Genomic DNA, 25591 nt, shown 5'->3' with positions numbered 1-25591 from the left:
CGGCGTCGGGCCCTCTTCCCTCACCCGCTGTCCCTGACGCAAGCTCAACCGCCGACGGCCTGCGCGAATTCACCCCTTCGGAGCAGCCTCGCCGCTTATGATCAGCGGCGTGCCGGATGATGACGCAAGAGCCCAGGACGCGGTGATGGAGCAGCAGTACGCCCTCGCCGGAGCGCGGCATTACCACGATGCCGTCTATCTCTGTGGCGACCAGCGGTGGCCGACCGCCGACCACCTCTTCGGGTTCGCCGCCGAGTGCGCGCTGAAGAGCCTGTTGCTGCGGTTCGCGGTGCACGACGTGTCCACGTACCGCAACGGGAATGCGGTGAACCGGGCACGGTGGGTGAATCCCCGGACCGGAAAAGAGGACTGGCTGGGCCACATCAACCAGGTCCTGGGGGCGGCCCCGCTGCTGGCGTACGGCCGCGGCGGCCCCGCGTTCGTGGAGGCCGTCGACAGGCTGAACGTCTTCGCGTCCTGGGACCTGGCGGACCGTTACCGGGACGGCAGGCAGGTCTCCGACTCGGTCGTGGCCGACCGCCAGGAGGCCGCGCGCCTCGCCCTCTCCTTGTACGAGCTGTACGAGCTCACCGGAAGGACCTCATGACCGCGTACGACGTCCCGGTCCGCTTCGACAGTTCCCGCCCGATCGCGTTCGGGATCGCACGGGACGTGGCGGAGGAGGGGTACGACGTCGTGCTGGTACGGGACGTGCTCGGCCGGTTCACCCTTGTCGTCGACGACAGCGAAGGCGTGGATGCCGGACAGCACGAGCGCTGGTCGGCGACCTTGCAGGACCGGCTCGGCCCGTACTGCGGCAAGCGGCGGGTCCTGCTGAAGTCCCGGATGTTCTCAGCCGACGTCCTGCTCAGGTCCCCTCGTGCGATCGACGCCCCCGACGGGTCCACCTCCGTCGGCCCCGTCCGGTTCCTGGACAACACCGTGGTCGGCGAGGGCTGGACCCAGGTCTCCACGCCGTCCGCACCGAAGCTCGGGCCCCGTACCCATCGCACCGCTCTGTACGGTTTCAAGGGCGGCGTCGGCCGCACCACGGCGACCTCGGTCCTCGCCCGCTCCCTCGCCGACACCGGCAAGATCGTGCTGGTGATCGACCTGGACCTGGAGTCACCGGGTATCGGCCCGCTGCTTCTCGGGACGGGGCGGTTGTGCCGCCACGGTGTCGTCGACCACCTCGTGGAGGCGGCTCTCGGCAACGAGGAGGGCCTGGAGATCGTGGCCAGATCGGGGTACGAACCGCGCAACCGGGGCGAGCTGTGGATCGCCCCTGCTCGGGGGGCGGGCGACGACACACCCAACGCCTACGTGGACAAACTCAACCGTGTCTACGCCGATTCGCCGGGCGCGAGTTTCGCGGACCGACTGGAGGCGACCGTCCGTGCCTGCGAGGAGGCGGTGGAGAAGAGCGACAGCGGGCGCCGCCCCGATGTGGTGCTGCTCGACAGCCGGGCCGGCATCCACGACGTCGCCGCCGTGACCATCTCCCGGCTGTGCGACCTCGCGCTGCTCTTCGGCGCGGACAACGCGCAGACCTGGTCGGGGTACCGGGACCTCTTCGAGGCGTGGGCGGCGTCAGGGCAGGGCCCGGACATCCGGCGCAAGCTCCGCATGGTTGCCTCGATGGTGCCGGACTCGGTCCACCACCCGATGGAGATCTACCTGAGGTCCTTCCGGCTGAATTCCTACGACTGCTTTTCCACGCTCTACGACGAGGTCTTGGCCGAGGGCACGGCTGAGGATCCGCAGCGGTCGGATTCCGGTGAGGGGACCACGGGCAGTGTTCCATTCGCCCCGTCCCCGGAGGACGACTCCGCTCCTCATCACCCGGTCCCGATCCTCTTCGAGCCGGGCCTGGTCGGCATGAACGTCCCGGACTCCCCGCAGTGGCAGGAGCGAGTCTTCGTACGGGCCGCGTACCTTGAGTTCCTCGCGACGGTCGTTCCGCTGGTCCTGGCCGACCCGGTCAACGGGAACGACGACGAGGAAGAGACGGGATGACCGAGCCACTGAGCGCCGACGCCTACCGCGACCTGCTGTCGAGGGCACTGGAGGGCACGGTCGACGCGGACACCCGGCGGCCGGACTCGCACTCGCTGTACATGCCGGATCTCCACCGGTCCGCCCTGTACGTGGACTCCACGGTGGTCGAGGGCGGCCGGGGTGACGGAAAAACCTTCTGGGCGCGGTCCCTCCTCGACCCGGTCCTGCGGGCGGCGGCGGCGGCCGAGTACCGCATCAACCGGCTCAACAAGCTGCGGGTCTCCCCCGGCTACGGCCAGGACATACGGTCGGACTCCTATCCTGGCCCGATGGCGCTGCCCCGTCTGGTGGACGGTGGTGCTCTGGCGGAGGAGATCTGGTACGCCGTGCTGCTCACCGCGCTCGGGCAGCCGGAACTGCGCGCGCTCCCCGAGTGGGGCGACAAGCTCTCCTGGCTCCGGGCGAACCCCGGTCCGGCCGACCGGACCATCGAGGAGGCGGACGCCCGGGCCTTCGCCGAGGACGTGGTGCATCTCCTGGTCTTCGACGGCCTGGAGCATCTGCACCCCGATCAGCGCGTCGTGGACCGGCTGATCGCGGGACTACTCAGGGTCGCCCAGCGGATGCGCTTCGGCACGCGCAACATCCGTTTCAAGGTGTTCCTGCGTCCCGACATGTTCGAGGCCGCCAAGCAGCTCTTCCCCGATGCGTCGAAACTGTCGGGGAACGCGGCGGAGCTGACCTGGTCCCGTACCGATCTGTACGGGCTTCTCTTTCATCATCTGGGCAACGAGGGCGGCGCGGACGCCGAGCGGTTCCGCCGGATCACCGGCGGCTGGGAGAGCACGCCGGGGCCGGACGGGGTGTCGTCAGCCCGGCATGTCCCGCCGATCGCCCTGCGCAACGACGCCAGGGCCCAGACGGAGCTGTTCGAGCAGATCGCCGACCCGTACATGGGCAGCAACGTCCGCCAGGGACGCCCTTACACCTGGCTGCCCAACCACCTCATGGACAGCAAGGACCGGATCAGCCCGCGCAGCTTCCTCAAGGCCCTGTCCGAGGCGGCCGAGGTCACCCGGCCGGGGCACGACCGTGCGCTGCACCACTCCGCCATCCACAGCGGGGTGCGCGCGGCGTCCAGGGTGCGGGTGGACCAGGTCGGCGAGGACACCCCGTGGGTCAGGACCGCGATAGAGCCGCTGTCCGGCTGCCAGGTGCCGATCACCCAAGGGAAGATCATCGAGATCTGGCAGGAACACGATCTGCCGAGCGAGCTGCGCCGGGACTCCGCCCGCTACACCCAGCACGACCGGCCCGAGCTGGTCGTCACCGGCCCCCGCGACCCCGACGACCTGCCCCGCCTGATCCAGGAGCTGGTCGACCTGGGCGTGATGCGCCGGCGCGACAAGGAGCGGGACGAGCACGCGCTGCTCGACCTGCCCGACATCTACCGCCTCGCCTTCGGCCTCGGACGCAAGGGCGGCATCCCGCTGACCGGCCGCAGGTAGCCGCCAGCACCGGACCCCGACCTGGCAGGATGGACGGACGGACCCGCGAGGACGAGCGACCTCGCGGGACGACGCTCCGGAGAACCAGGAAGACGAGGTGCCGCCCGTGCCCCCCGAGGACGCACGCACGCCCGAGACCACGGAGGCCACCACCGCCTCGCAGGACCGTGACGTGCTGCTGAAGGATCTGCAGAAGCAGGTCGCCCTCCTGGTGGAGGACCTGCGGGAGCGCGAGGCGGAGGGCGGCGAGGCGAAAGCCGCCCTGACCGCCGAGTACCAGCGTGCCCTGGACGCGGAACGCACCTCCCTGCGGTACGAGGGCTGGCTGGACGAGCGCCTGGTCCAGATCGCCTCGGCCTGGGTGCTCGCCTGCGTCTTCGTCCGGTTCTGCGAGGACAACCGCCTCGTACGGGAGGCCCGCCTTGCCGGTCCCGGTGAGCGGCTGACCGAGGCCCAGGACAACCACGACGCGTTCTTCCGCCGCCACCCCGAGAAGAACGACCGTGACTGGCTGCAGGAGTCCTTCCGGGCACTGGGCCGCGAGCACGAGATCACCGAGGGGCTCTTCGACCCCGCCCACAACCCGCTGTGGGAGCTGAATCCGTCCTACACGGCGGGGGCCCGGCTGCTCGCCTTCTGGCGCGAGCGGGGCGCCGACGGCACCCTGCGCCACGACTTCACCGACCCCGCGCTCGACACCCGCTTCCTCGGCGACCTCTACCAGGACCTGTCCGAGCACGCCCGCAAGACCTACGCCCTGCTCCAGACCCCGGACTTCGTCGAGGAGTTCATCCTCGGCCTCACCCTGGAGCCGGCGGTAGAGGAGTTCACCCTGGAGCCGGTGTGGAAGCACCGTCCGGTAAACTGGGACGGCGAGATGTACGACACCGACGACCCGGAGAATCCGGAGGTACGGGGTCTGCGCTGCATCGACCCGGCCTGCGGTTCCGGTCACTTCCTGCTCGGGCTCTTCCGCCGGATCCTCGCCAAGTGGCGCGAGGCAGCCCCGGGCGAGGAGGACTGGCTGCTGATCCGCCGCTCACTGGAGGCGGTGCACGGAGCGGACAAGAACCCCTTCGCCGTCGCCATCGCCCGCTTCCGGATGCTGGTCGCCGTGGTCCAGGAGTGCGGGGTCAGGACGATCTCCGCCGCCCCCGGAGTGCCGATCAACATCGCGGTCGCCGACTCCCTGCTGCACGGGCGCGAGGCCGGCCGGAAGACGGACGCCACGCTGGACGACGTGGCTCGGGGCGGCGAGGTCTTCACGTACCGGACGGAGGACGTCCAGGACTACGTCAAGCGGGTGGACCTGCTCGGGCGCGGCTCGTACCACGTGGTGGTGGCGAACCCGCCGTACATCACGGTGAAGGACCCCCTGGAGAACGCGAACTACCGCAAGGCATACTGGACTTGCTCCGGGAAGTACGCCCTGTCCGTGCCCTTCGCCCAGCGGATCTTCGAGCTGGCGGTACGGGCGGGCGGATCACATCGCGACGGCGGGTTCACGGGGCAGATCACGGCGAACTCCTTCATGAAGCGGGAGTTCGGGTCGACACTGATCCAGTCCTTCTTCCAGGGTGGCCCCTACAAGGACCCGGTCACCCGACGCAAGGACAACTACGCGGGCGTCGACCTCACCCACGTCATCGACACATCCGGCGCGTTCATCCCCGGCCACGGCACGCCGACCGTCATCCTGGCGGGCCGCCACCAGATGGCCCGGCAGAGCCTGCCGATCCGGGCCGTCCTGGGCGTGCGGGGCGAGCCCGGCCAGCCGGAGAAGGGGAAGGAGGCGAAGGGCAAGGTCTGGCAGGCGATCGTCTCGCAGTGGCGGAAGCCGGGGAGCGAGTCGGAGTGGGTGAGTGTGGAGGACGCGGAGCGAGCGCGGTTCGCGGAGCACCCGTGGTCACTGAGCGGAGGTGGGGCGGGGAACCTGTTGGAGCGGATCGAAGATGCTTCGGCAGCCCGCTTGAGCAGCGTCGCCGAGTCGTTGGGGATTACCTCGTTCACGCTTGAGGACGATCTCTACCTGCTGCCGCAGCGCGCCGTGAAGACCTCCGGAATTCCGGAGGAATGGACGCGTCCCATGGTCACCGGAGACCTCCTCCGGGACTGGAACGGCGGAGATTTTGAAGCTGCCCTGTTTCCGTACTCACCGGAGTTCGAACCAATTGACGTGGAGGACATCGAACCTCTCCACCACTTCATGTGGCCGAGCCGGACCAGCATTGCGAACAGCATCCTCTTCGGCAGGAAGACCAAGGTCGAGGGCGGTCTGAAGTGGTCGGAGTACGGACGGCTGACCACAAGCAAGCTGCGGACGCCGCTGTCGATCGCGTACGGCGAAGTCTCCACGCACAATCACTTCGTGCTGGACCGGGGCGGGAAGGTATTCAAGCAGACCGCTCCGGTGATCAAGCTGCCGGAGGGGGCGAGCGAGGAGCGGCATCTTGAGCTGCTCGGGGTGTTGAATGCGTCGGTCTCCTGCTTCTGGCTCAAGCAGATGTGCCACGACAAGGGAATCCGTGGAGAAGGCGGAGGATTCACCAGCTCCGAATGGGAGCGCTTCTACCAGTTCAACTCAACGAAACTTCACCAGTTCCCCCTTCCTTCCGCGCTTCCGCTCTCCATTGCTTCCGAACTCGACTCTCTGGCTCAGCAAATGAGCGCGCATGAACCGTCCTCGGTCTCGGCCACGGCCACCCCCACGCGCGCCGCCCTCGACGAGGCCCGCTCCGAGCAAGACCGCATTCGCGCCCGAATGATCCTCCTCCAGGAGGAGCTGGACTGGACCGTGTACGGGCTCTACGGCCTCCTCACCCCCGAGGAGGCCGAACGGACCACCCTGCCCGGCAGCCTCGACACACTGACCGACGCAGACGTGCCCCAACTCGCCCTGGGACAGCGTGCGTTCGAGATCGCGCTCGCCCGCAGCGACGCGGAGACCGCCTGGTTCACCCGGCACCACTCCACCCCCGTCACGGAGATCCCCGCCGACTGGCCCGAGTCCTACCGCCGTGTGGTCGAGGCCCGCCTGGACCTCATCGCGCACAACAAGGACATCCGGCTGATCGAGCGCCCGGAGTTCAAGCGCCGCTGGTCCACCGAGCCGTGGGAGAAGCGGGAGGCCGCCGCCCTGCGGACCTGGCTGCTTGACGCCGCCGAGCGCAAGGACCTCTGGTACACGGACCGGGACGGTTTCGACTCCGCCTGCCCGATGACCATTTACCAGCTCGCCGACCGGCTCCGCCACGACGAAGACGTACAGACCGTCGCCGCGCTCTACGCCGCCGACCATCTCGGCCAGCGAGAGGCCCGGCTGTCCACGGTTCTCGCCGCCGTCATCGAGACCGAGCACGTGCCGCACCTGGCGGTCCTGCGCTACAAGGAATCCGGGCTGCGCAAGCGCGCACAGTGGGAGGAGGTCTGGGAGCGTCAGCGGGAAGAAGACAAGTCCGGCGAGCGTCTCGACATCAAGGTCCCGCCCAAGTACACCTCCGCGGACTTCCTCAAGCACAGCTACTGGTCGAACCGCGGCAAGCTCGACGTGCCCAAGGAACGGTTCATCTCCTACCCGGGTTCCGCTCCCGACGGCGACCCCTCGCTCCTGATCGGCTGGGCCGGCTGGGACCACCGCGAACAGGCCGAGGCGCTGTCCGGTCTCATCACCGACCGCCTGGAGCGGAACGGCTGGCCCCGCGAGGATCCCCGGTACGTACCGCTCCTGGCCGGTCTCGCCGAGGTCCTGCCCTGGGTCGAGCAGTGGTACGACGCGTACGACGAGGACTGGGGCAGCAACGCGGCTGAGGAGTTCCGCACCGCTCTCAAGATCGCTCTGGAGGCTCGCGACCTCTCCCCCTCCGACCTGCGGGACTGGCGCCCCGAGCCGAAGGGGCGCGGGCGCGGGGCGAAGTAGCCCGGACAGCACGGAGGGGGTGGGTACCTCACTCGCGAGGCGCCCAGCCCCTCCGCGTCCGTCAGCCGCGCCCCGCGATGTGCAGGAACGCGGCCCACTCCTCGGCCCCGACGGCGAAGGTCGGTCCTTCGGCTCGCTTGGAGTCCCGTACGTGGACGGCATCGACGGTAGCGTCGACCTCGACGCACTGGCCGCCCTCGCCACTGCTGTAGCTACTCTTCTTCCAGCCAAGTCGGCACGCCTGGACATCCGTATCGAGGTTCATACCTCTCCCAGCAACTTCCCGATGTACGCCAGAGCTTCACTCGGCGTAGGGGCTTGTGCACGGATGATTCCATACTGCGCTTCGAGCTCACGAACCGCTTTCCGCTCGGTGCGCAGGCTGCTGACGCTGGCTACTTGGGCATAGACGACGCACCGCTGCCCTGCCGTCCCGATCAACGTGAACGGGCCGCTGAGACCCGCATGATCAACGCGGGTGGTCGGCATGACCTGCACCTCCACGTTGCAGTTATCCGACCAGCAGGATCTGCTCCAGCTGCCCTCGTAGCACTTCGATCCCACCCACTGGGCGGTGCAGGACAACCTCTTCGATGACGGAGCTCATCAGCGGCCTCGACCTCCGGGAGAAGGTCTTTTGCCGCGCGATCCTTGCGGCCACTCATTGCTCGACCGTCTCCTCGTCGAGCAACGGGCGCCTCATCGCGAACACCGCCCGCGCATATTCCGGGGTCTGCAACAAGCCGTTCACGATGTGGTTGTGGTAGACGTGCAGCTCCACTGCTTCGGTCTCCAACCGGACGTACTGCCGGGCGAACCCCGGATACCGCGCCCGCCCCACCTCCTCCTTCATCGCCGCGAGGACCCCGCCCGCCCCCACCGCCCGAACCCCCGTCGCCTGCGCGCCACAGGTTCCCCCGTGTGAGTGTCCCGTACAACCCGTACAGTCTTCCCGTCCGCCCTCACAGTCACGCCCCGTACGGGTTCCGTTCCTGGCCGTGGCCCGGCCGCCCGCGTCATCGTCGGCACATGACGACCTCGCACCCCACGGACGACTTCACCCTCCGCTTCACCGCCACCCCGCGGGGCCCGCCTCGCCCGCCGTCTGGCCACCCACCGGCTGCACATCTGGGGACACCACTACGGCTCGGAGACGAACGACGCCTTCGCCCTGGTGGTCGTCGAGCTGGCGGCGAGGACTGGGGGTGCGGCCCCGCGAGGGCGCACCCGGCAAGATCGTGTGGGCCTGCCTCCGCCCTTCCGGAGCCCCTGGCTGATCCGCTCCCGCCGTCCCGATCCGGACTCCTCCACCCGGGTGAGCTGGCAGGATGGAGGGGACGCCCGGCCGTGGTGGTGCGGCAGTGCGGGGCGAGGACGCTGTGGGGAGATGGAGCTGCTGATGGCCAGGGGCAACGGGACCGTGCTGAAGGACGTTCTCGACATCAAGGAGGACGCACACGCCGGCGACTTCAAGATCGAGCTGTCACAGGGTTTCGCCGGGAAGTCGGCCGGCTCCATCGCCGAGTACGTGGCCACCCCGCAGCTCGCGAAGGAGTTCGACAAGGCGTTGCGACTGGTCCGCGACGCCCTGCGGAAGAACACCTCGTACGCCGCCTACCTGCACGGATCCTTCGGCGCCGGTAAGAGTCACTTCCTCACGGTGCTGCACGCCGTGCTCAACGGGGACCCGGCCGCCCAGACCAAGGAACGCCTCGGTGCGGTGGTGGCCGGGCACCAGGAGTGGCTGCGGGACAAGAAGTTCCTGATGGTGCCGTTCCACCTGGTCGGCTACCCCAGCCTGGAGGGGGCGCTGCTCGGCGGCTATGCCGACGCCGTGCGCAAGCTGCACCCCGACGAGGCCACCCCCCTGGTCTTCCGGGCCGACTCCCTGCTCGCCGACGCCCGAAACCTGCGCGCCTCCATCGGCGACGAGGCGTTCCTCCGGCTGCTCCCCGCGCCCAGGTCGCAGAAGGCCCCCGTATCGCCCGCCGCCCCGGCCGGCGGAGACGACGAGGCCGAGCTGCGGCCGATCGGCACCGCCCCCGCCGAGGGCTGGACGGCCGCCGCGCTCGACGCCGCACTCGACGCCCCCGCCGGCGACCCGGGCCGTGACCAGCTGGTCACCGCACTGTTCGACGGTCCGATGAAGTCGTACGCGGGCAGCACCGGCGGCGAGGAGAGGGCGTACATCCCGCTGGACGACGGGCTGAGCGAGATCAGCAAGCACGCCAAGGGCCTCGGCTACCAGGGTGTGGTGCTGTTCCTGGACGAGCTGGTGCTGTGGCTGCAGGCCAAGATGTCCGACCGCACCTTCATCAACGAGCAGATCCAGAAGACCGTCAAACTGATCGAGACCACCAACCCCGACCGGCCGGTGCCGATCATCTCCTTCGTCTCCCGGCAGCGTGACCTCTCGCAGCTCGTCGGCAAGGACGTCCTCGGCTCCGACGTGGAGAACCTCAACCACGCTCTGAAGTACCTCGAAGAGCGCTTCGAGGTGATCAACCTGGAGGACCGCAACCTCCCGGAGATCATCAAGGAGCGGGTCCTCAGGCCGCGCCCCGGCCAGGAGGCGGTCCTCGACGCCGCGTTCGCCGGGATCGACCGGACCAGCCAGATCGTGAAGGACGTTCTTCTCGACGGGGACGGCGCCACCGGCTCGCGCTGGGAGGACTTCCGGTCGGTGTACCCGCTCTCCCCGGCCCTGCTCAACGTGCTGGTCGCCCTGTCCGGCGCGCTCCAACGCGAGCGCTCGGGCCTGAAGCTGGTGCAGCAGCTCATGGAGCTCAACGCCGACACCGAGCTCGGCAGCCTGATCCCGCTCGGTGACCTGTGGGACGTACTGATCCACGACACCGGCACCGCCTTCACCGACAAACTGAGCCAGGAGTCGGAGTCCGCGACGCGGTTCCACGCCAAGGCCCGGGCACACCTCCTGGAGAAGTACGGCAGCGCGGACCACATCGACTTCCGGGCCGACGAGCGCTTCGTCAAGACCCTGCTGCTCGCCGCGCTCGCCCCCGACGTGCCCGCGCTGCGACGGCTGACCGGCACCCGGCTCGCCGCGCTCAACCACGGCTCGGTCCGCTCCCGGACCGTCCCTGTCGGTGAGCGGGTGCGGGAGCGGATGAAGGCCCTGCAGCTGGAGTTCCCCGCCGAGCTGCGCGCCGAGGGCGGGGACGATCCCGCCTTCTCCATCCATCTGTCCGACCTCGATGTCGAGCCGATCCTGAATTCCGTGGTCCGCGAGGACAAGACGGGGGTCCGCCAGAGCTGGGCACGGGAGCGGATGCGGCAGGAACTGGGACTGGGCAAGGGGGCGGAGCAGCTCCTCGACACCAAGAAGATCATCTGGCGTGGTTCCGAGCGCACCGTGGAGTTCTTCTTCGGGTCGGTCCACTCCCCCGTCAGCATCACTGACGAACAGTTCACCGTCTCCGAGCCGGGCCGTATCAGGATCATCTTCGACTACCCCTTCGACGAGAGTCACCGCCGCTCCCCCGACGACGCCTACCACCGGGTCCAGGGGCTGATCAACAGCGGTCACGACGCCCCCGTCCTGGTCTGGCTGAGCGACTACCTCTCCGAGCAGCGCAAGGCCCAGCTGGGGCGGCTGATGCGGATCAACTTCCTGCTCGAGCGCGACCGGCTCTCCGAGTACACCCGCAACTTCCTGCCCGAGGAGCGGACCAAGGCCCGCAACCAGCTGGAGCGGGCCCGGGAGACGCTCACCGAGACCCTGGCCGGCGCGCTGAGCGAGGTCTACGGCCTCACGCAGGCCAAGGAGGGAACCGTCGGCGCGGAGGTGACCGACGGCCGGCACCTCCTGTCCCTGCAGCCCGAGCACCCGCGCCCGCAGCCCCCGGGGAGCAGGCAGTTCCCGCAGGCGGTGACGCAACTCGCCGACGGCCTGTTCTCGGCGATGTACGACAAGCACCCCGACTTCGGTCCCGGCGCCGGCTCCGTACCCAAGGCGGTCAGTCAGAACGAGCTGAACACCGCCTTGAAGTGGATCACCCTGGCGCTCGGCGAGAGCGACACCCGTATCGAGGTCGACTCCAAGGACCTGCGGGCCGTCAGGCGGGTCGTGGAGCCCCTGGGCCTCGGCACCGTCCACGAGGGGCCGCTGATCCTGAAGCGGGAGTGGTGGACCCGCATCAACCAGGTGGCCTCCCTCAACGGCCAGAAGGACGCCGCCGAGCTGAGCGCCGAGGACATCCGCCGCTGGATCACCCGTCCCGCCGAGGACAAGGGACTGGGGTACCGCGGCCTCGACAAGCAGATCACCAGCCTGCTGATCGCCGTCTACGCCCTGCTCGACAACCGCACCTGGGAGAAGTACGGAGCCGTCGAGGCGGCCCCCCCGCTGGACGAGATCGGCCCCGGGTGGTCGTTGCGTGCCAAGGAGATGCCCGGCGAGGAGGAGTACGCGGCGGCCCGGACCCGCGCCGGACGGCTGTTCGGCGTCCCCGCCAAGCCCGCCCTGTTCGCCCGCAACGTCCACGAGCTGGCCGCCGGCGTCCACGCGAAGGCATCCGCACACGAGAAGAGCGTGGGAGACGTCCGGTCCGTCCTCAAGCGCCACGCCGTGCTCCTCGGTCTCGACGCACCGGAGCAGGCCCCGCGCACCGAGAGCCTGCACACGGCCGCCGCGCTCCTCGCCCGGCTCGTCCGGCACGGCGACGACCCCACCGCCCTCGTACGCGAACTGGCCGCCCTGTCGTACGAGACACCGGACCTTGAGCTCTCGCACACCATGGACAGTGCCGCGGAACTCGCCGCGGCCCTGGACGGCACCGACTGGGCGCTCCTCGAACGCGTCCGCAAGCTCAGCGCGCGGGACGACACCGTGGGCGACCGGGCCCAGCGGTTCCTGGACCGGATCAGGGAGGCCGCCCGGGACACGGAGAAGGAGCGGTCCCTGATCCCCGTGCTCAAGGAGGTCCGGGAGAGTGCCCACGCGCTGATGGACGCGGCCCTCCAGCTGGAACCGCCCGCCCCCGCCCCCGGCCCACAGCCACCGGTGGACGCCGAGCAGGTCCCCCTGTCCCAGCACGGCGTCCCGCCGGTGCCCTCGCAGCCGACCGTTCCCGGCCCCTCCCAGCAGCTCCGCATCCCGCCGGCCGACGAGCGCTCCGGAGACGACCGCCGGCCGGAAGACCACCTTCCGGCCGTCCCGCACGTCGTGGACGCCGGCCCCTCCGGAGCCACCGCGCTCCCCCGGAAGCTGACCGCCGTACGGGAGGAGATCGAGGCCTACCGTGCCGCGCACCCGGACGCGGCGGTGCGGATCGTCTGGCAGGTCGTCGGCGACGGCACCGTACAGACGTGGGAAGGCGAACAGGGATGAGCACCACCCGTCCCGTCGCCGGCCGCCGGGCCGTCGAGGTACTCCTGGAGACCGAACTCGCCCGCGCTCCCGGCTGCCGGCTCGTCCTGGTCGACGCCGTCTGGGACAGCGCGGACAAGGACATGGAGTTCACCGTGCGGGTCGGGACCGCGCACCGCCGGGTCCTCGTCACCGACCAGGACTCCCCACTCGGCATCGCCGACGCCTGGAACCGCCACCTCGCGCAGGCTGAGGACGGTACCGGTGACGACAGTGTCCTCGTCGTCACCGGTACCGTCCCGCCCGACCAGCTCGGCTGGGACCTGCGCGCCCACGCACCGCACCGGCGGCCGCTGCCCGTGAACCGGACCGAGATCGTCGCCCAGATCTTCGGGGCGGCCGACCTCGACCCCCGGATGCTCGGCGAGCACTGGCTGCTCGATGCCCTCTTGGCGGCCGAACCCCTCGACGGTTGGCCCCGCACCAGTGGCGTCCTCACCCGCGACCGGGCCGTACGCGCCCTGCTCGCGGCCCGGCTCGGCCTCGGCGACACCGAGGCCGACACCCTGGATCTGGACGCCGACACCCTCTTCTCCTGGACCCGCGGCGCCTCGGGCCCCGCACGATTCGCCGCACTGCCCGAGGACGAGCGGCGCGGTCTCGGCGAATGGCTCGGCCGGGCTGCCGGAGAAGCAGCCCCCATCCTCCTCACCCTGGCCGCCGAAGGACGGGGCGCCGACGCCCTGCCGCTCGGCGCACTGGCCTCCGCCGCCCTCGCCTCGTCCCGGTCCGAAGCCGCTGTCTTCGCCCTCGGCTCGCTCTTCGGTAGCGCGCTCACCGCCTTCGACCGGCTGAAGCCCTTCGCGGAAGCAGCCACCGGGGTCCTCACCCGCTGGACCGCGCAAGCGGAAGGCGGGGGGGCCCAGGCCGACCAGGCCCGGCACCGGCTCCTCAGCGTCCTCGAACGCGCCGACCGACTGGCCGCCGGAGCCCGGCTCGACACCCTGATCGCCTCGGACCGCCTGCTGCCCTCCGGCTACCGCGGCCGGCTGCGCGCCTTGGCCACCGCCCTCACCGAGGGTGCGCACGCCGGGAGCGGCGATGCGGCCGGAGGCGCCGAATCAGCACTGAACGACCTCGCCGCGCACCAACTGGCCGCCGTGTACGGCCACTCGACCGAGACCGCGCACACCGCGGTCCGCCTGCTGCGCCGACTCGCCGTGCCACCGCCCGCCTTCTCCCACGTCGGCCAGGCCGTACAGGAACACCTCGCCGACACCGGCTGGGTCGACCTGGCCGTCGGCATCCTCGCCGAGGGCGACGAGTCACCCGACCCGGTCATCGGCGAGGCCTACCGGCGGCTCATAAGAGCCGTACGGGAGCGCCGGTCCGCCATCGACGAGGCGTTCGCCGCGCTGCTCGCCCGCTGGACCGAGAACGCGGCCCAGCAGGCCGACGGGGGCGCCCTGCTCATCGAGGACGTGCTGGGCCGGGCCGCGGCCCCGCTGGCCCGCGACGGCGGCCGGCCGCTGATCGTCGTACTCGACGGAATGAGCGCGGACGTCGCCGTCCGGCTCGCCGGTGAGCTGGACCGGCGGGTATGGACCGAGATCGTCCCTTCCCCCTGCAGGGGTGCCCTCCCCGCCCGGCAGGCGGCGGTCTCAATGCTGCCCTCCGTCACCCGGGTCAGCCGGGCCTCCCTGCTGTGCGGGCGGGCCTCCGAAGGCGGGCAGGACGCGGAGCGCTCGGGGTTCGCCGCCTTCTGGCGCAAACGCCACCGGGAGGGTCGGCTCTTCCACAAGGGCAGTTTCGAAGGCGCGGCCGGGCACCGCCTCGCCCCCGAGTTCGTCGAGTCGCTCGCCTCGGACGAGGTGGTCGCGGTCGTGGTCAACACCATCGACGACGCGCTGTCCAGCGGCCGGGAGGGCACCAGCGGACGTTGGGGACTGCATGACATCGGCAAACTGCCCGACCTTCTGAACGCGGCCCGCAACCACGGTCGCCCCGTCCTCCTGGTCTCCGACCACGGACACGTCATCGACCGTACCGATCGCGGGAATCCGCCCCTCCAGGTCACCGGCATCAAGGGAACCCGCTGGCGTACCGGCACCCCCCAGGACGGGGAAGTGTCGCTGAGCGGGCCGCGCGTCCGGACCGACAGCGGCCGCGCAACCCTGGCCTGGCGCGACGACGTCCGCTACACCGCACGGCAGGCGGGCTACCACGGCGGCGCCTCACTCGCCGAGGTCACCGTCCCCGTCATCACCCTGATTCCGGCCGAAGGAGTCGTGCCATCGGGATGGGTCTTGCTGCCCTCCGAAGCGACCGAACCCGGGTGGTGGAACTCCTCCTCGGGGGCGGGTACCGCTCCGTGGCACACCCGGACCACGGATGCCGCCGCCTTGGCGAGGACCCCGGACCCAGGACCGGAGAAGACCGACAGCCCACCGAAGGCCGCCGGACGACAGAAGGCCGAGCGGGTTCCCGCCACGGCTGCCTCCGGCTCCCCTGTTCCGGTCGCGCTCCGGGCCGTCGACGTGGACGCCGCTCCCCGCCCGCTCCCCCGGACGAGCCTGGGCGAGCACGTCGTGCGCAGCCTCCCGTACAAGGCGCAGAAGGAGTTCGTACGTCTGGCTCCCGGTGAGAAAGCCGTCGCGGCCGTCCTCGACGCACTGGTCGCAGCCGGCGGGAGGCTCTCGCCGGGTGCGGTCGCCGCAGCCGCCCGGGCCGCCACCGGCAAGTCGCAGCGCAACCCAGAGCGCTTCGCCACCGTCCTGGAGCGGCTGCTCAACATCGACGGCTATCCCGTGCTCCGGCTCATCGAGTCCGGCCGCACCGTCCAGCTCGACAAGGCCCTGCTCGAGGAGCAGTTCCTGGAAGGCGGCCCCGCATGACCCGGCCGACACCCGACATCAGCACCGCGCGGCGCCAGGACGTCCTCGACGCACTGCGGCGCGGCACCGTGCCCCAAGCGGGACTCGGCCTGTTCGCCGTCGGCCTGACCCGCTTCGAGGCGGCGCTCGACGACAACCTGAACACGGTCACCCGCGGCGGCTCCGCCTTCCACGCCCTGCGCGGCGAGTACGGCTCGGGCAAGACCTTCTTCGCCCGCTGGCTCGCCGAGAACGCCAAGCGGCGCGGGCTCGCCGTCAGCGAGGTGCAGATCTCCGAGACCGAGACCCCCCTGCACCGCTTGGAGACCGTCTACCGCAAGCTCACCGAACGCCTCACCACGGCCACCCACCAGCCCTCCGCGCTGCGGGCGGTGATCGACTCATGGCTGTACGCCCTGGAGGAGGAGGCCCTCGCGTCCGGTGAGATCGAGGACGACGACGAGGGCGGCCTCGCAGCCGCGGTGGACGAGCTCCTGGAACTCCGGCTCGCCGCCGTCGCCCGCACTACGCCGGCCTTCTCCGCCGCGCTTCGCGGCTACCACCGGGCCGTGGCCTCGGGGGACGGGCCGCAGGCCGAAGCGCTCATCGCCTGGCTCGGCGGACAGAAATCCGTGGCCGCCGCCGCCAAACGCTCCGCCGGAATCCGTGGCGACCTCGACCACTTCGGCGCTCTGGGATTCCTCCAGGGGCTGCTGACCGTCCTGCGCGACTGCGGGCATCCGGGCCTGCTGCTCGTCCTCGACGAAGTGGAGACCCTACAGCGAGTGCGGGGCGACGTACGGGAGAAATCCCTCAACGCACTGCGCCAGCTCCTCGACGAGATCGACAGCGGCCGGTTCCCCGGGCTGTTCCTCGTCATCACCGGTACCCCTGCCTTCTTCGACGGGCCGCAGGGCGTCCAGCGCCTCCCCCCGCTGGCCCAGCGCCTCGCCACCGACTTCACCACCGACCCCCGCTTCGACTCCCCGCGGGCCGTGCAGCTTCGCCTGCCAGGATTCGACCTGGCCTCGCTCGGCGAACTGGGCCGCAAGGTCCGCGAGATCTACGCGGCCGACGCCCGCCGACCCGACCGTCTCACCACCCACGCCGACGACACCTACCTGGAAGAACTGGCCCGCTCGCTCACCGGATCGCTCGGTGGCAAGGTCGGCATCGCACCACGCCTGTACCTGCGCAAACTCGTCGCCGACGTGCTGGACCGGATCGACGAGTTCGACGACTTCGACCCACGCAAGCACTACGCACTCACCCTGGACAGCGCCGAACTCACTCCCACGGAACGCAACGCGGCCGGCGCCGACGACATCGAGCTGGAACTGGAACCGTTCGAGGACACCGCTTCCGAGCCGAGTACGGAATCGAAGTCGTCATGACGGTCCCCCCGGCTCCCGGCCCAGATGACGTATTCGACCTGCTCGACCCGGTCCTCGGGCACCACATCGTCAACACCCTCGGCTGGCGCGGGCTGCGACCGCTGCAGGCGGAAGCCGTCACACCGCTGCTCGCCGGTGAGGACGCCCTCCTGCTCGCCCCCACCGCCGGAGGCAAGACCGAGGCCGCGGTTTTCCCCCTGCTGACGCGGATGAACCAGCAGGGCTGGACGGGCACCGGCGTGTTGTACCTCTGCCCGCTCAAGGCACTCCTGAACAACCTGGCGCCCCGGATCCACGGCTATGCCCAGTGGGTGGGACGCCGAGCCGCCCTGTGGCACGGGGACATCCCCGAGTCCGTACGCCGCCGTATCCGGACCGATTCCCCGGACTTCATGCTCACCACACCCGAGTCCCTCGAAGCGATGCTCATCAGCGTCAAGACCGACCACACGCACACACTGGGCCGGGTGCGCGCCGCCGTCGTCGACGAGGTGCACGCTTTCGCCGGGGACGACCGCGGCTGGCACCTACTCGCCGTACTCGAACGCCTGGAACGGCTGACCGGCCACCGCATCCAGCGCATCGGCCTTTCCGCCACCGTAGGTAACCCCGACGCCCTGCTCACCTGGCTCCAGGGCGCGAGCTCCACCGGCCGGTCGGGCCGAGTCATCGCCCCGGGCGTCACCCTGCCCTCCTGTGACAACACCTCTGGTTCCGGTGGTCTCCCCAGCCCCGACGGAGATGTCGAACTCGACTACGTCGGCTCGCTCGCCAATGCCGCCAAGGTGATCTCCGCCCTGCACCGCGGGGAGAAGCGGCTGGTCTTCTGCGACTCCCGCAAGCAGGTGGAGGAGCTCGGCGCGGCTCTGCGCGCCCGCGAGGTCACCGTCTTCCTCTCCCACGCCTCCCTCTCCACCGACGAACGCGCACGCTCCGAGCAGGCGTTCGCCGAGGCGCGCGACTGCGTCATCGTGTCCACCTCCACCCTGGAACTCGGTATCGACGTCGGCGACCTCGACCGAGTCGTCCAGATCGACTCCCCCGGCACCGTCGCCTCGTTCCTGCAGCGCATCGGCCGCACCGGACGCCGCAGCGGCACCACTCGCAACTGTCTTTTCCTCGCCACCCGGCCCAGCAGCCTGCTCCAGGCCGCCGGCCTGCTCACCCTCTGGTCCCGCGGCTGGGTGGAGGCCGTCACTCCGCCGCCGTCTCCCCGCCACCTCGTCGCCCAGCAACTCCTCGCCGTCACCCTGCAGGAGCACCGCATCGGTGACCGGCTGTGGCCCAGGCAGTGGAATGGACTAGTCCCCTTCGACCGGTCCGCCGCGCCACTCCTCTCGCACCTTGTCTCCAAAGGTTTTCTCGACAACGACGGCGGCATGCTGTTCATCGGCCCCGAAGCCGAGAAGCACTTCGGGCGTCGGCACTTCATGGAACTGACCGCCTCCTTCACCGCGCCTCCCGAGTTCACCGTGCTCGCCGGACGTACTGAGATCGGCACCACCGACCCCACTGTCCTCACCGAGGAACGACAGGGGCCGCGCAGGCTGCTCCTGGCCGGCCGCAGCTGGCAGGTCACCTTCATCGACTGGGCCCGGCGCCGCGCCTTCGTCGAACCCGTCGAGGACGGCGGCGTCGCCAAATGGCAAGGCAACGAAACCCGTGGTCTGTCGTACGCGCTCACCCGCTCCATGCGTGACGTCCTCCTCGGTACCGACCCCGACGTCCGCCTCACTCGCCGCGCCACCGTGACCTTCGCCGAACTCCGAACGGACCGCGCACCCCGCGAAGTTCACCCTGCGGGCTCCCTCCTGGTCCGCGACGCGGACGCCGCCCGGTGGTGGACCTGGGCCGGCTACCGCGCCAACGCCACCCTCGCCGCCTCCCTCGGCAACCTCGCCGACCCTGTGCAGCGCCCCACCGACACCCACGTCCGGCTCCGCCAGGACCTCTCCCCCGCCGACTGGAAAGCCGCCCGCGCCGAACTCCCCGACTCCCTCACACTGCCCACCGTCGACCCACGGGCCGTCCGCGGCCTGAAGTTCTCGGCAGCCCTCCCACCCCGTATCGCCACCACGACCCTCGCCGAACGCCTCGCCGACCTCGACGGTGCCCTTGCCTCGGCCCGTGAGCCCGTACGACTGGAATGGCACACCTGACCCGTCACGGACGCCGCTGGCCACGGCGCTGCCGAGGTCGGGCCACGACGGGACGGTTGGGCCCTGAGGATGCGCCACACGCAGCCAGGTGCGCGGGACAACCGCCGGGCAGGCCAGTTTGCTCGGCGACGTCATCACCTCCGCAGCCACCCTGGTCGAGGTCATCCACCCCCGGATCAACCGCCCTGCCCTGCAGTGGCCGCTCTCCCGGCTGGTCGCGGAACCCGGTCAACGACCCCCTCGCCCGGCACGCCGCCACACTTCTCGCCGACGCAGACCTCCACGGTCGCGAGTACGCCATCGACGCCACACTCGCCGCGACCGCACTCGCCGCCAGGAGGACGCCTGCCCTCAGCTCCACCTCCACCCCACCGAGGCCGCCTCGTGACCCGAGGACAGCTGCCGGAGCGGACCGAACACCACCGTCTGCTCCTCAGCGACATCCTTGACCTGGGCCACCCCTACGGTCTGACCCTGATGGGCGGCATTGCCGTCCAGGCACACGACCTCGCGCACCGCCCCAGTCAGGATCTCGACTTCGCCACTGAGCATCCTGACGCCTTGGCACAGATCGCCGACCACCTGCTCGAAGGGCTGAGCGGACACGGATGGCGGATCTCCGCACTGCATTCCACGCCCGGGCTTTCAGGCAGTCATCTCGTCTGAAACCCCGTCGGAACGAGGGTCATCTCAGCGTCAAGATATCGCCCGTAACGCCCACAGTGCACATAATACTCACCGACAAAACCACAGGTCAGGAGCCCTTTTCCGCCGGTTCAGGATCGCCACACACTCCACATGGTGCGTCATAGGAAACAAATGCGCCCGGATCCGGGGGGCCGGCCCCACGACGGGGGTCGCAACTCGCTGACTGCCTCCGCGGCCAGATGGCGTCACCCCTCTCCACGTCACTATCCGTCCTGTCGTTCCGGCCCGTAAGGGCTCCACCCCTTCAAATATGGTTTGAGCTCTTCCGGTTTCGGATCGCTCGGAACCGGCATTCCCAGAGGCTGATTCAAGGAGTCCGTCACCTTCCCGTACTCACGCGCCCACTCCAGCCACCACACTGCCGATTCCAGAGCCGGCCCGACCAAGGCTCCGCCCGACTCGGCAAGACGACGTTCCCCCTGGCCCGCTCCTCGTTCTCTCGGCGCTGAGCGTCAGCCAGCGCTCGCGCCTCGATCTCCCCGAGAACCACGCCCAGGCTGTCCTCAAGCGTCCGCCCCTTTCGATCCCGCCACCGGCCGGGCCTACTGGACCGGCCGTGGTCGAGTTCGATAGCGAGACGTGCGGTGCGGTCCGGATTCGTGGACTGCGGGAACTCCTGCCTGACGGTGACCGTGTAGGCGAAGCCGTCAACGACGACGTCCACTCCGCCTTCGCGCAGCGAATAGTACGATCGCCCTTCCGTCACCTCGTACCCACGCCGTACCGATTCGGCCGCCAGGGCCTGCAGCATCAGGAGTGACCTGCGACGGAGCACAGGCGGAATCACCAGTTGCCCCTCATGGTCCCTGATCGCGGCAACGGCTCGACGAGGTGAATTCAGTCTCGTGGGAACGGGCACGGCCGAGATGTCTGTCTTCGGCCGCTGGCTCCGCGAGTTTGGGTGTGGGCCTTCTGCAAGGAACATCTCCAGCCCACGAGCGCCGAAGCCGACCTTCTCGATGCGCTTACCCGGCGGCTCCAGGCCGTACCGCTTGGCGTAGTTGACGACAGGCCGCCATTCCGCGACCTCGTCGTCACTTGGGTCGACGAAACGGACATGCCCCTTGGCAGCCAAGCGGTCGACCAATTCCCGCGCTTTCTCCCGCCGAACCCGAGTGATGGGCCGCTCGTTGTAAGGCGTCGGGCTCCGCTTGCGCTTCGTGGCATGGTGCCGCCCGCGGCTGTCCGTCGACGCCTGGACGACTCCATCCGCAAACGCCGGGTCGTCGGGATGATGGCCATGGTGAAGGTAGAACCGGCCGGCCTCGGTGACCTCCATATGCACGTCACCACCAACTCGGCTGATCTTCAGGAGGCCACGGTCGCGCAGGGCATACGCCGAGGGCCATTCACCCGGCGCCCAGGCATGGGGTTCCTCTCCGTCCGCGAGGCTTTCGAGCAGGACACGTTGCCGATCGTTCAGGGCAGACCGCCGATGCACACGGACCAGCCCACACCGCACCGTCATCCTCTGCATAGAGCCGAAAGAGTGAGGACGGGCAGTGGGATTTCCCTGGGACTTCACTGGGACTTCCGGCTGCATCAACGGGCATGACCATGAAACACCCGAAGGAACATTCACGCAGGTCAGAAGCCTGGCACCAGTAAACGTGGCAGGTCACAGACCCGGCTGGTCTCTTCCGCGACATCTGACGCGCGGATGCCGCCGCACCTCTCCCCGGCCCGCCGCGCGGCGGGCCGGGGAGAGGTGCGGCGGTGGTGCCGGTGGAGGCCGGTCGGTCAGACGCGGTCCGCGGCGATCAGCAGGTACTGGAAGGAGCCGTCCCGGTACGAGTTGATGAACGCCTCCTCGATCCCGGTGACCAGGCTGGAGGTGGCCCTCAGCTCCCAGTACGGCAGGGTCGCCTCGGTGAGGTCGATGACGGTCTGCGGGACGAGACGGTTGTCCGCCATGGCGCGCAGATACTCGCGGCGGGAGTGGATGTTGCACTCGAAGTGCGCGTTGATCTGCGAGACCCACTTGGACGGCTGCCCGTAGACGGGGTTCCAGCAGCCCGTGATGGTGACATACCGGCCGCCGGGGGCGAGGATCCGGGCGTGCTCGGCGAAGAGGTCGTGCAGATCCACGTACATGCTGGACTCGTTGTTCCAGGAGGCCCTGGCCTGCCCGGTCGAGAAGGGCATGTTCAGCATGTTGCAGACCTGCGCCCGTACGGACTTCTCGCAGTCGAGCGCGCGGGCGCGGTCATTGGCGAAGTCGGCCTGCTTGGCCGAGAGGGTGACTCCCTCGACCTGGCAGCCGAAGCGCTGGTGCGCCATGACCATCGAGCCGCCTCGGCCGCAGCCGGCGTCCACGAGTATGTCGTCGCGCTGGACCGGGCCGAGGTGGTCGAGGAGGAGATCGGTCTGGGCGGACTCCAGCCGGTGCAGTTCGGCGATCAGACGCTGCTCGTGGCCGGGTGCGCCGGGGTCGCCGAGGGCGGCCCGGTCGATGTCGCCGATGCCGTAGTGGTGGTGGTAGAGGCCGTCGACGTCGCCGAGCCTCAGATTGACGGGTCTGGCCTCGTGGTTCCAGTAGCGGGCGATATCGCCCTGGTAGGGCGTCGCCGTCGCGGGGATGACGGTCTCGCGGCGGGTGGTCAGTTCAGGCGTGGTCACGGACGGTGTTCCTTCCTCACCAGAAGTCCGGCAGGCTGTAGCGGTAGGTGTTGTTCTGATGCCAGTGGTGGTTGCCGTCGACCCACACGGCGACTCCGCGCAGAAAGCGCAGCAGCGTGGGCAGCGGGCAGGCGGCGGCGAGGGCGGCGGCCTCGGCCTCGAAGTCGTGCATGAGCTCGTTGTGGATCTCGACGGCCTTGAGGTAGGCGTCCTTCTCGGGACACTTCTCGCGTTCGGCGATCACCACGGGGAGGTTCAGATGCCGCCCCGGGCTGTCGAGTTCCTTGGTGTAGGAGTAGAGGTCGTTGACGATGGTGGTGGCGTTGGAGGCGAGCGCGATCACTCGCTGAAGGGCCGGGCGGGCGTGCAGGTCCGCCGGGAGTTCATAGCCGCCGACGGTGTCGGTGATGGTGGGGCAGGGGCGGAAGTTGTTGAACTGGCGCATCGCCAGGTACTCCCACACCTCGGGGACGTGGTCGGTCTGGTCCCATGCCGCCTCGGCGAGATAGCCGAGGTGCAGCCGGGCCATGTCGTGCCGGAACCGGTCCGCCTGGGAGGCGGCGGCCGCCCGGAGGAAGTACTCCATCGCGGAGTGGTACGCCCGCCGGGGCGCGTCCGCACCGAGGGACCGCTCCCACTCCGGCACGTACTCCCGCGCGGTGTGCAGCGGGTCGAGCACCGTGTGGGCCAGCAGCAGCCGGCCGCCGAGTCCGACGGGCGAGCCCCCGTGGTCCTCGCAGTAGACATCGTCGACCGCGTTCTCGGCGACCATCAGCCGGGCGGCCACCAGCACATGCTCGGTGGTGGGCGCGTCCGGGTGGCAGACGGTCATGTAGCGGCCCACACCGAAGCCGTCGAACTCCTCCTCCCACTCGGGGGGATACAGCTCGATCTCGTCGATCGCCCATTCCTTGATCCGGCGGCCGACCTCGGCCGTCCGCACGGGGTCGGGTTCCGGTACGGGGTGGTGGTACAGGCCCGGTACGGGGCGGCCGGCCACGGCCGCCGGACGCACGGGCGGTGTCGGGTACAGCCCCGACGTGCCCAGACCGGTCGGGCCGCGCAGAATCCGGTTCAGGGCATCGGTGCTCATGGTCGCACCACTACTCCTCGGGTGAGGTGGTCTGTCGGGGGTGCCGGCCGGGGCCGGGGCGCGCGGCACGAGCCCTGGGACGCCCGGCGGGCACCGGGGCGGCGGCCCGGCGGAGGCGGGCCGTCCGGGCGGGTTCAGCCGCCGACGCGGGCGATCTGTACGTTCTCCAGGACGCCGAGCGCGTCGGGCACCAGGACGGCGGCGGAGAAGTAGGTGGTGACCAGGTAGGAGATGAGCGCCTGGTCGTCGATGCCCATGAACCGCACCGAGACGCCGGGCTCGTACTCGTCCGGAAGGCCGGTCTGGTTGAGCCCGATCACGCCCTGGTTGTCCTCACCGGTGCGCATCACCAGGATCGAGCTGGTGTTCTCCTTGGTGATCGGGATCTTGTTGCACGGCAGGATGGGCACCCCGCGCCAGGCGGGCACCTGCTGGCCGCCGACGTCGACATGGTCGGGGTAGAGGCCGCGGGCGTTGAACTGGCGGCCGATCGCGGCGATCGTCCTGGGGTGGGCGAAGAAGTACTTCGAACCGCGCCGGCGGGAGAGCAGTTCGTCGAGGTCGTCCGGGGTCGGCGGGCCGGAGTGGGACTGGATCCGCTGGTTGAAGGCCGCGTTGTGGAGCAGACCGAACTCGCGGTTGTTGATCAGCTCGTGCTCCTGGCGCTCGCGCAGGGCCTCCACCGTGAGCCGGAGCTGCTGCTCGGTCTGGTTCATCGGTTCGTTGTAGAGGTCGGCGACGCGGGTGTGGACCTTCAGCACCGTCTGCGCGATGGAGAGTTCGTACTCCCGGGGGTTGAGCTCGTAGTCCACGAAGGCGCCGGGGAGCTCGAACTCTCCGGTGTGGCCGGCGGACATCGCGATCTCCGCCTCGCCCCGGCGGTTCTGCCGCTGTCCCGACAGGGTGCGGAACTCCCGGAGATGCGCCTCCAGGGCCGGGGATCCGGCGGTCACGGAGGCGAAGTCGTCGCGGGAGAGAGTGAGCAGGGTGCCGGCGGTCCGGGCGACGGCGGTGTACTCCCAGACGGCGTCCGGGTCGAGCAGCGCGGACTGGCCGAAGCGGTCGCCGTCCGCGAGAACGCCGGTGACGTTCTCCTCGCCGTACGGGCCGGTGGAGATCTTCTCGACCCGGCCGTGGGCGATGAGGTGGATGCGCTCGGCCGGGGAGCCGCGCTCGGCGAGCACCTCGCCCTCGCGGAAGTCGCGCTGGACGCACCGGGCGGCGATGGCGGTCAGTACGGCGTCGTCGTCGAAGCCCCGGAGCAGGGCCAGCTCGCCGAGCTCGCGCGGAATGACCCGGACCTCGGCCCCGTCCTGGATGAAGTCGATCCGGCCGTCGCCGACCGTGTAGGTCAGACGGCGGTTCACCCGGTAGGCGCCGCCGGCCACCTGCACCCACGGAAGCATCCTGAGGAGCCAGCGGGAGCTGATCTCCTGCATCTGCGGGACGGACTTGGTCGTGGTGGCGAGGTTGCGGGCCGCCGCGGTACTGAGGCTGCTCTGGGGGCGCGGTTGCTCGGACGCTTCCTGGCTGGTCTCCACGGTCACGGGCAGTGCTCTCCTTCAACAGAGGCGGTCACCTCGTCGCACGCGCGGGGCGGAGCGAAGGCGCGGCGAACGCCGGTGCGGGGGTGGAATGGGGCGAGGCGTCCCAAACCACGAGAACCGTAGGCTCCCGCTCCCCGCCTGGGCCATTGGAGGCATGATCCATCGCTCGATGCAGTGAACTTGAGCCATGGGATGTTTACTTCCGCCACGACGGTCCTCGCGCGCCCGGTTAGGACAGGCGCCCCGGTGATCGTTCGCCGGCGCCTCGGCACACGCGCCGCGGCGGCGCTCCCGCGGCCCCGGGAGATCGCGAAGACGCCGGCCGGAGCCGCGGAACGGGAGCCGGCGCCGGAGGCGGACCCGCCGGTCTCCTCGGCGGTGGCGGACGAGCGGCGGACAGGTTCCGGACGGACGGAACCGCGGGGCCCGGGAGTTCTCCCGGGCCCC

At 70.0% G+C, this 25591-nt stretch carries 14 protein-coding genes and 2 pseudogenes; 10 read left to right on the top strand and 6 right to left on the bottom strand.

The genetic code is table 11. From position 1 onward, the window contains the following. Window positions 1-109 precede the first annotated feature (109 nt). From AAFN69_RS17830 to pglX, 4 genes are all read left to right on the top strand, one after another. Window positions 110-607 carry a hypothetical protein gene (locus tag AAFN69_RS17830; RefSeq protein ID WP_347729509.1) on the top strand — a complete coding sequence of 166 codons (498 nt, stop codon included), beginning with the start codon at window positions 110-112 and terminating at the stop codon, window positions 605-607. Next, window positions 604-2016, top strand: a complete 1413-nt coding sequence (locus tag AAFN69_RS17825; protein ID WP_347729508.1) for an AAA family ATPase — start codon at window positions 604-606, stop codon at window positions 2014-2016. Before AAFN69_RS17830 ends, AAFN69_RS17825 begins: the two co-directional genes overlap by 4 nt. Further along, complete coding sequence (locus AAFN69_RS17820) at window positions 2013-3506, top strand: hypothetical protein (protein ID WP_347729507.1); 1494 nt, start codon at window positions 2013-2015, stop codon at window positions 3504-3506. The genes AAFN69_RS17825 and AAFN69_RS17820 overlap by 4 nt, the downstream gene beginning before the upstream one ends. Before the next feature lie 106 nt (window positions 3507-3612). Beyond that, the gene (gene pglX, locus AAFN69_RS17815; protein ID WP_347729506.1) at window positions 3613-7422 is read left to right on the top strand and encodes a BREX-2 system adenine-specific DNA-methyltransferase PglX; all 3810 of its coding nucleotides are present in this window, start codon (window positions 3613-3615) and stop codon (window positions 7420-7422) included. A 61-nt stretch (window positions 7423-7483) separates the two neighbouring features. Here pglX and AAFN69_RS17810 read toward each other — a convergent pair whose 3' ends face one another. Then, window positions 7484-7687 (bottom strand): DUF397 domain-containing protein, encoded by a 204-nt coding sequence (locus AAFN69_RS17810; protein WP_347729505.1) that lies wholly within the window; start codon window positions 7685-7687, stop codon window positions 7484-7486. Beyond that, a pseudogene (locus AAFN69_RS17805) lies at window positions 7684-8302 on the bottom strand (DUF5753 domain-containing protein); the annotation flags it as partial. The pseudogene AAFN69_RS17805 and the gene AAFN69_RS17810, both read right to left, overlap by 4 nt. Window positions 8303-8821: 519 nt before the next feature. Between AAFN69_RS17805 and AAFN69_RS17800 the strand changes: the two are divergent. The 6 genes and pseudogenes from AAFN69_RS17800 to AAFN69_RS17775 all read left to right on the top strand — a co-directional run bounded on the left by AAFN69_RS17800 (window position 8822) and on the right by AAFN69_RS17775 (window position 19843). Continuing rightward, window positions 8822-12772 (top strand): hypothetical protein, encoded by a 3951-nt coding sequence (locus tag AAFN69_RS17800; RefSeq protein ID WP_347729504.1) that lies wholly within the window; start codon window positions 8822-8824, stop codon window positions 12770-12772. Then, a complete protein-coding gene (gene pglZ / locus AAFN69_RS17795; protein WP_347729503.1) occupies window positions 12769-15645 on the top strand; it encodes a BREX-2 system phosphatase PglZ in 2877 nt (958 codons plus the stop codon). The genes AAFN69_RS17800 and pglZ overlap by 4 nt, the downstream gene beginning before the upstream one ends. Next, the gene (gene brxD / locus AAFN69_RS17790) at window positions 15642-17018 is read left to right on the top strand and encodes a BREX system ATP-binding protein BrxD (protein WP_347729502.1); all 1377 of its coding nucleotides are present in this window, start codon (window positions 15642-15644) and stop codon (window positions 17016-17018) included. The genes pglZ and brxD overlap by 4 nt, the downstream gene beginning before the upstream one ends. Further along, window positions 17015-19177: a DEAD/DEAH box helicase gene (locus AAFN69_RS17785; RefSeq protein WP_347729501.1), complete on the top strand. Its 2163-nt coding sequence runs from the start codon at window positions 17015-17017 to the stop codon at window positions 19175-19177. The genes brxD and AAFN69_RS17785 overlap by 4 nt, the downstream gene beginning before the upstream one ends. Window positions 19178-19265: 88 nt before the next feature. Beyond that, window positions 19266-19512: pseudogene (locus tag AAFN69_RS17780) on the top strand (hypothetical protein); the annotation flags it as partial. A 49-nt stretch (window positions 19513-19561) separates the two neighbouring features. Continuing rightward, window positions 19562-19843 (top strand): hypothetical protein, encoded by a 282-nt coding sequence (locus AAFN69_RS17775; RefSeq protein WP_347729593.1) that lies wholly within the window; start codon window positions 19562-19564, stop codon window positions 19841-19843. Between the two features lie 361 nt (window positions 19844-20204). Here AAFN69_RS17775 and AAFN69_RS17770 read toward each other — a convergent pair whose 3' ends face one another. From AAFN69_RS17770 to AAFN69_RS17755, 4 genes are all read right to left on the bottom strand, one after another. Further along, the gene (locus AAFN69_RS17770; RefSeq protein ID WP_347729500.1) at window positions 20205-21164 is read right to left on the bottom strand and encodes a hypothetical protein; all 960 of its coding nucleotides are present in this window, start codon (window positions 21162-21164) and stop codon (window positions 20205-20207) included. Window positions 21165-21625: 461 nt separating this feature from the next. Further along, the gene (locus tag AAFN69_RS17765) at window positions 21626-22504 is read right to left on the bottom strand and encodes a geranyl diphosphate 2-C-methyltransferase (RefSeq protein ID WP_347729499.1); all 879 of its coding nucleotides are present in this window, start codon (window positions 22502-22504) and stop codon (window positions 21626-21628) included. 16 nt (window positions 22505-22520) lie between these two features. Continuing rightward, a complete protein-coding gene (locus tag AAFN69_RS17760) occupies window positions 22521-23735 on the bottom strand; it encodes a family 2 encapsulin nanocompartment cargo protein terpene cyclase (RefSeq protein WP_347729589.1) in 1215 nt (404 codons plus the stop codon). Next, on the bottom strand, window positions 23732-25144 hold the full coding sequence (locus tag AAFN69_RS17755) for a family 2B encapsulin nanocompartment shell protein (protein ID WP_347729498.1): 1413 nt from the start codon (window positions 25142-25144) through the stop codon (window positions 23732-23734). Before AAFN69_RS17755 ends, AAFN69_RS17760 begins: the two co-directional genes overlap by 4 nt. Window positions 25145-25591: the final 447 nt, after the last annotated feature.

The sequence above is a fragment of the Streptomyces sp. CAU 1734 genome (assembly GCF_039888735.1).
In the GTDB taxonomy this organism is placed as follows: Bacteria; Actinomycetota; Actinomycetes; order Streptomycetales; family Streptomycetaceae; genus Streptomyces.
Note: the sequence above shows the minus strand (reverse complement) of the source record. Positions and strands in the feature narration are given on the sequence as shown.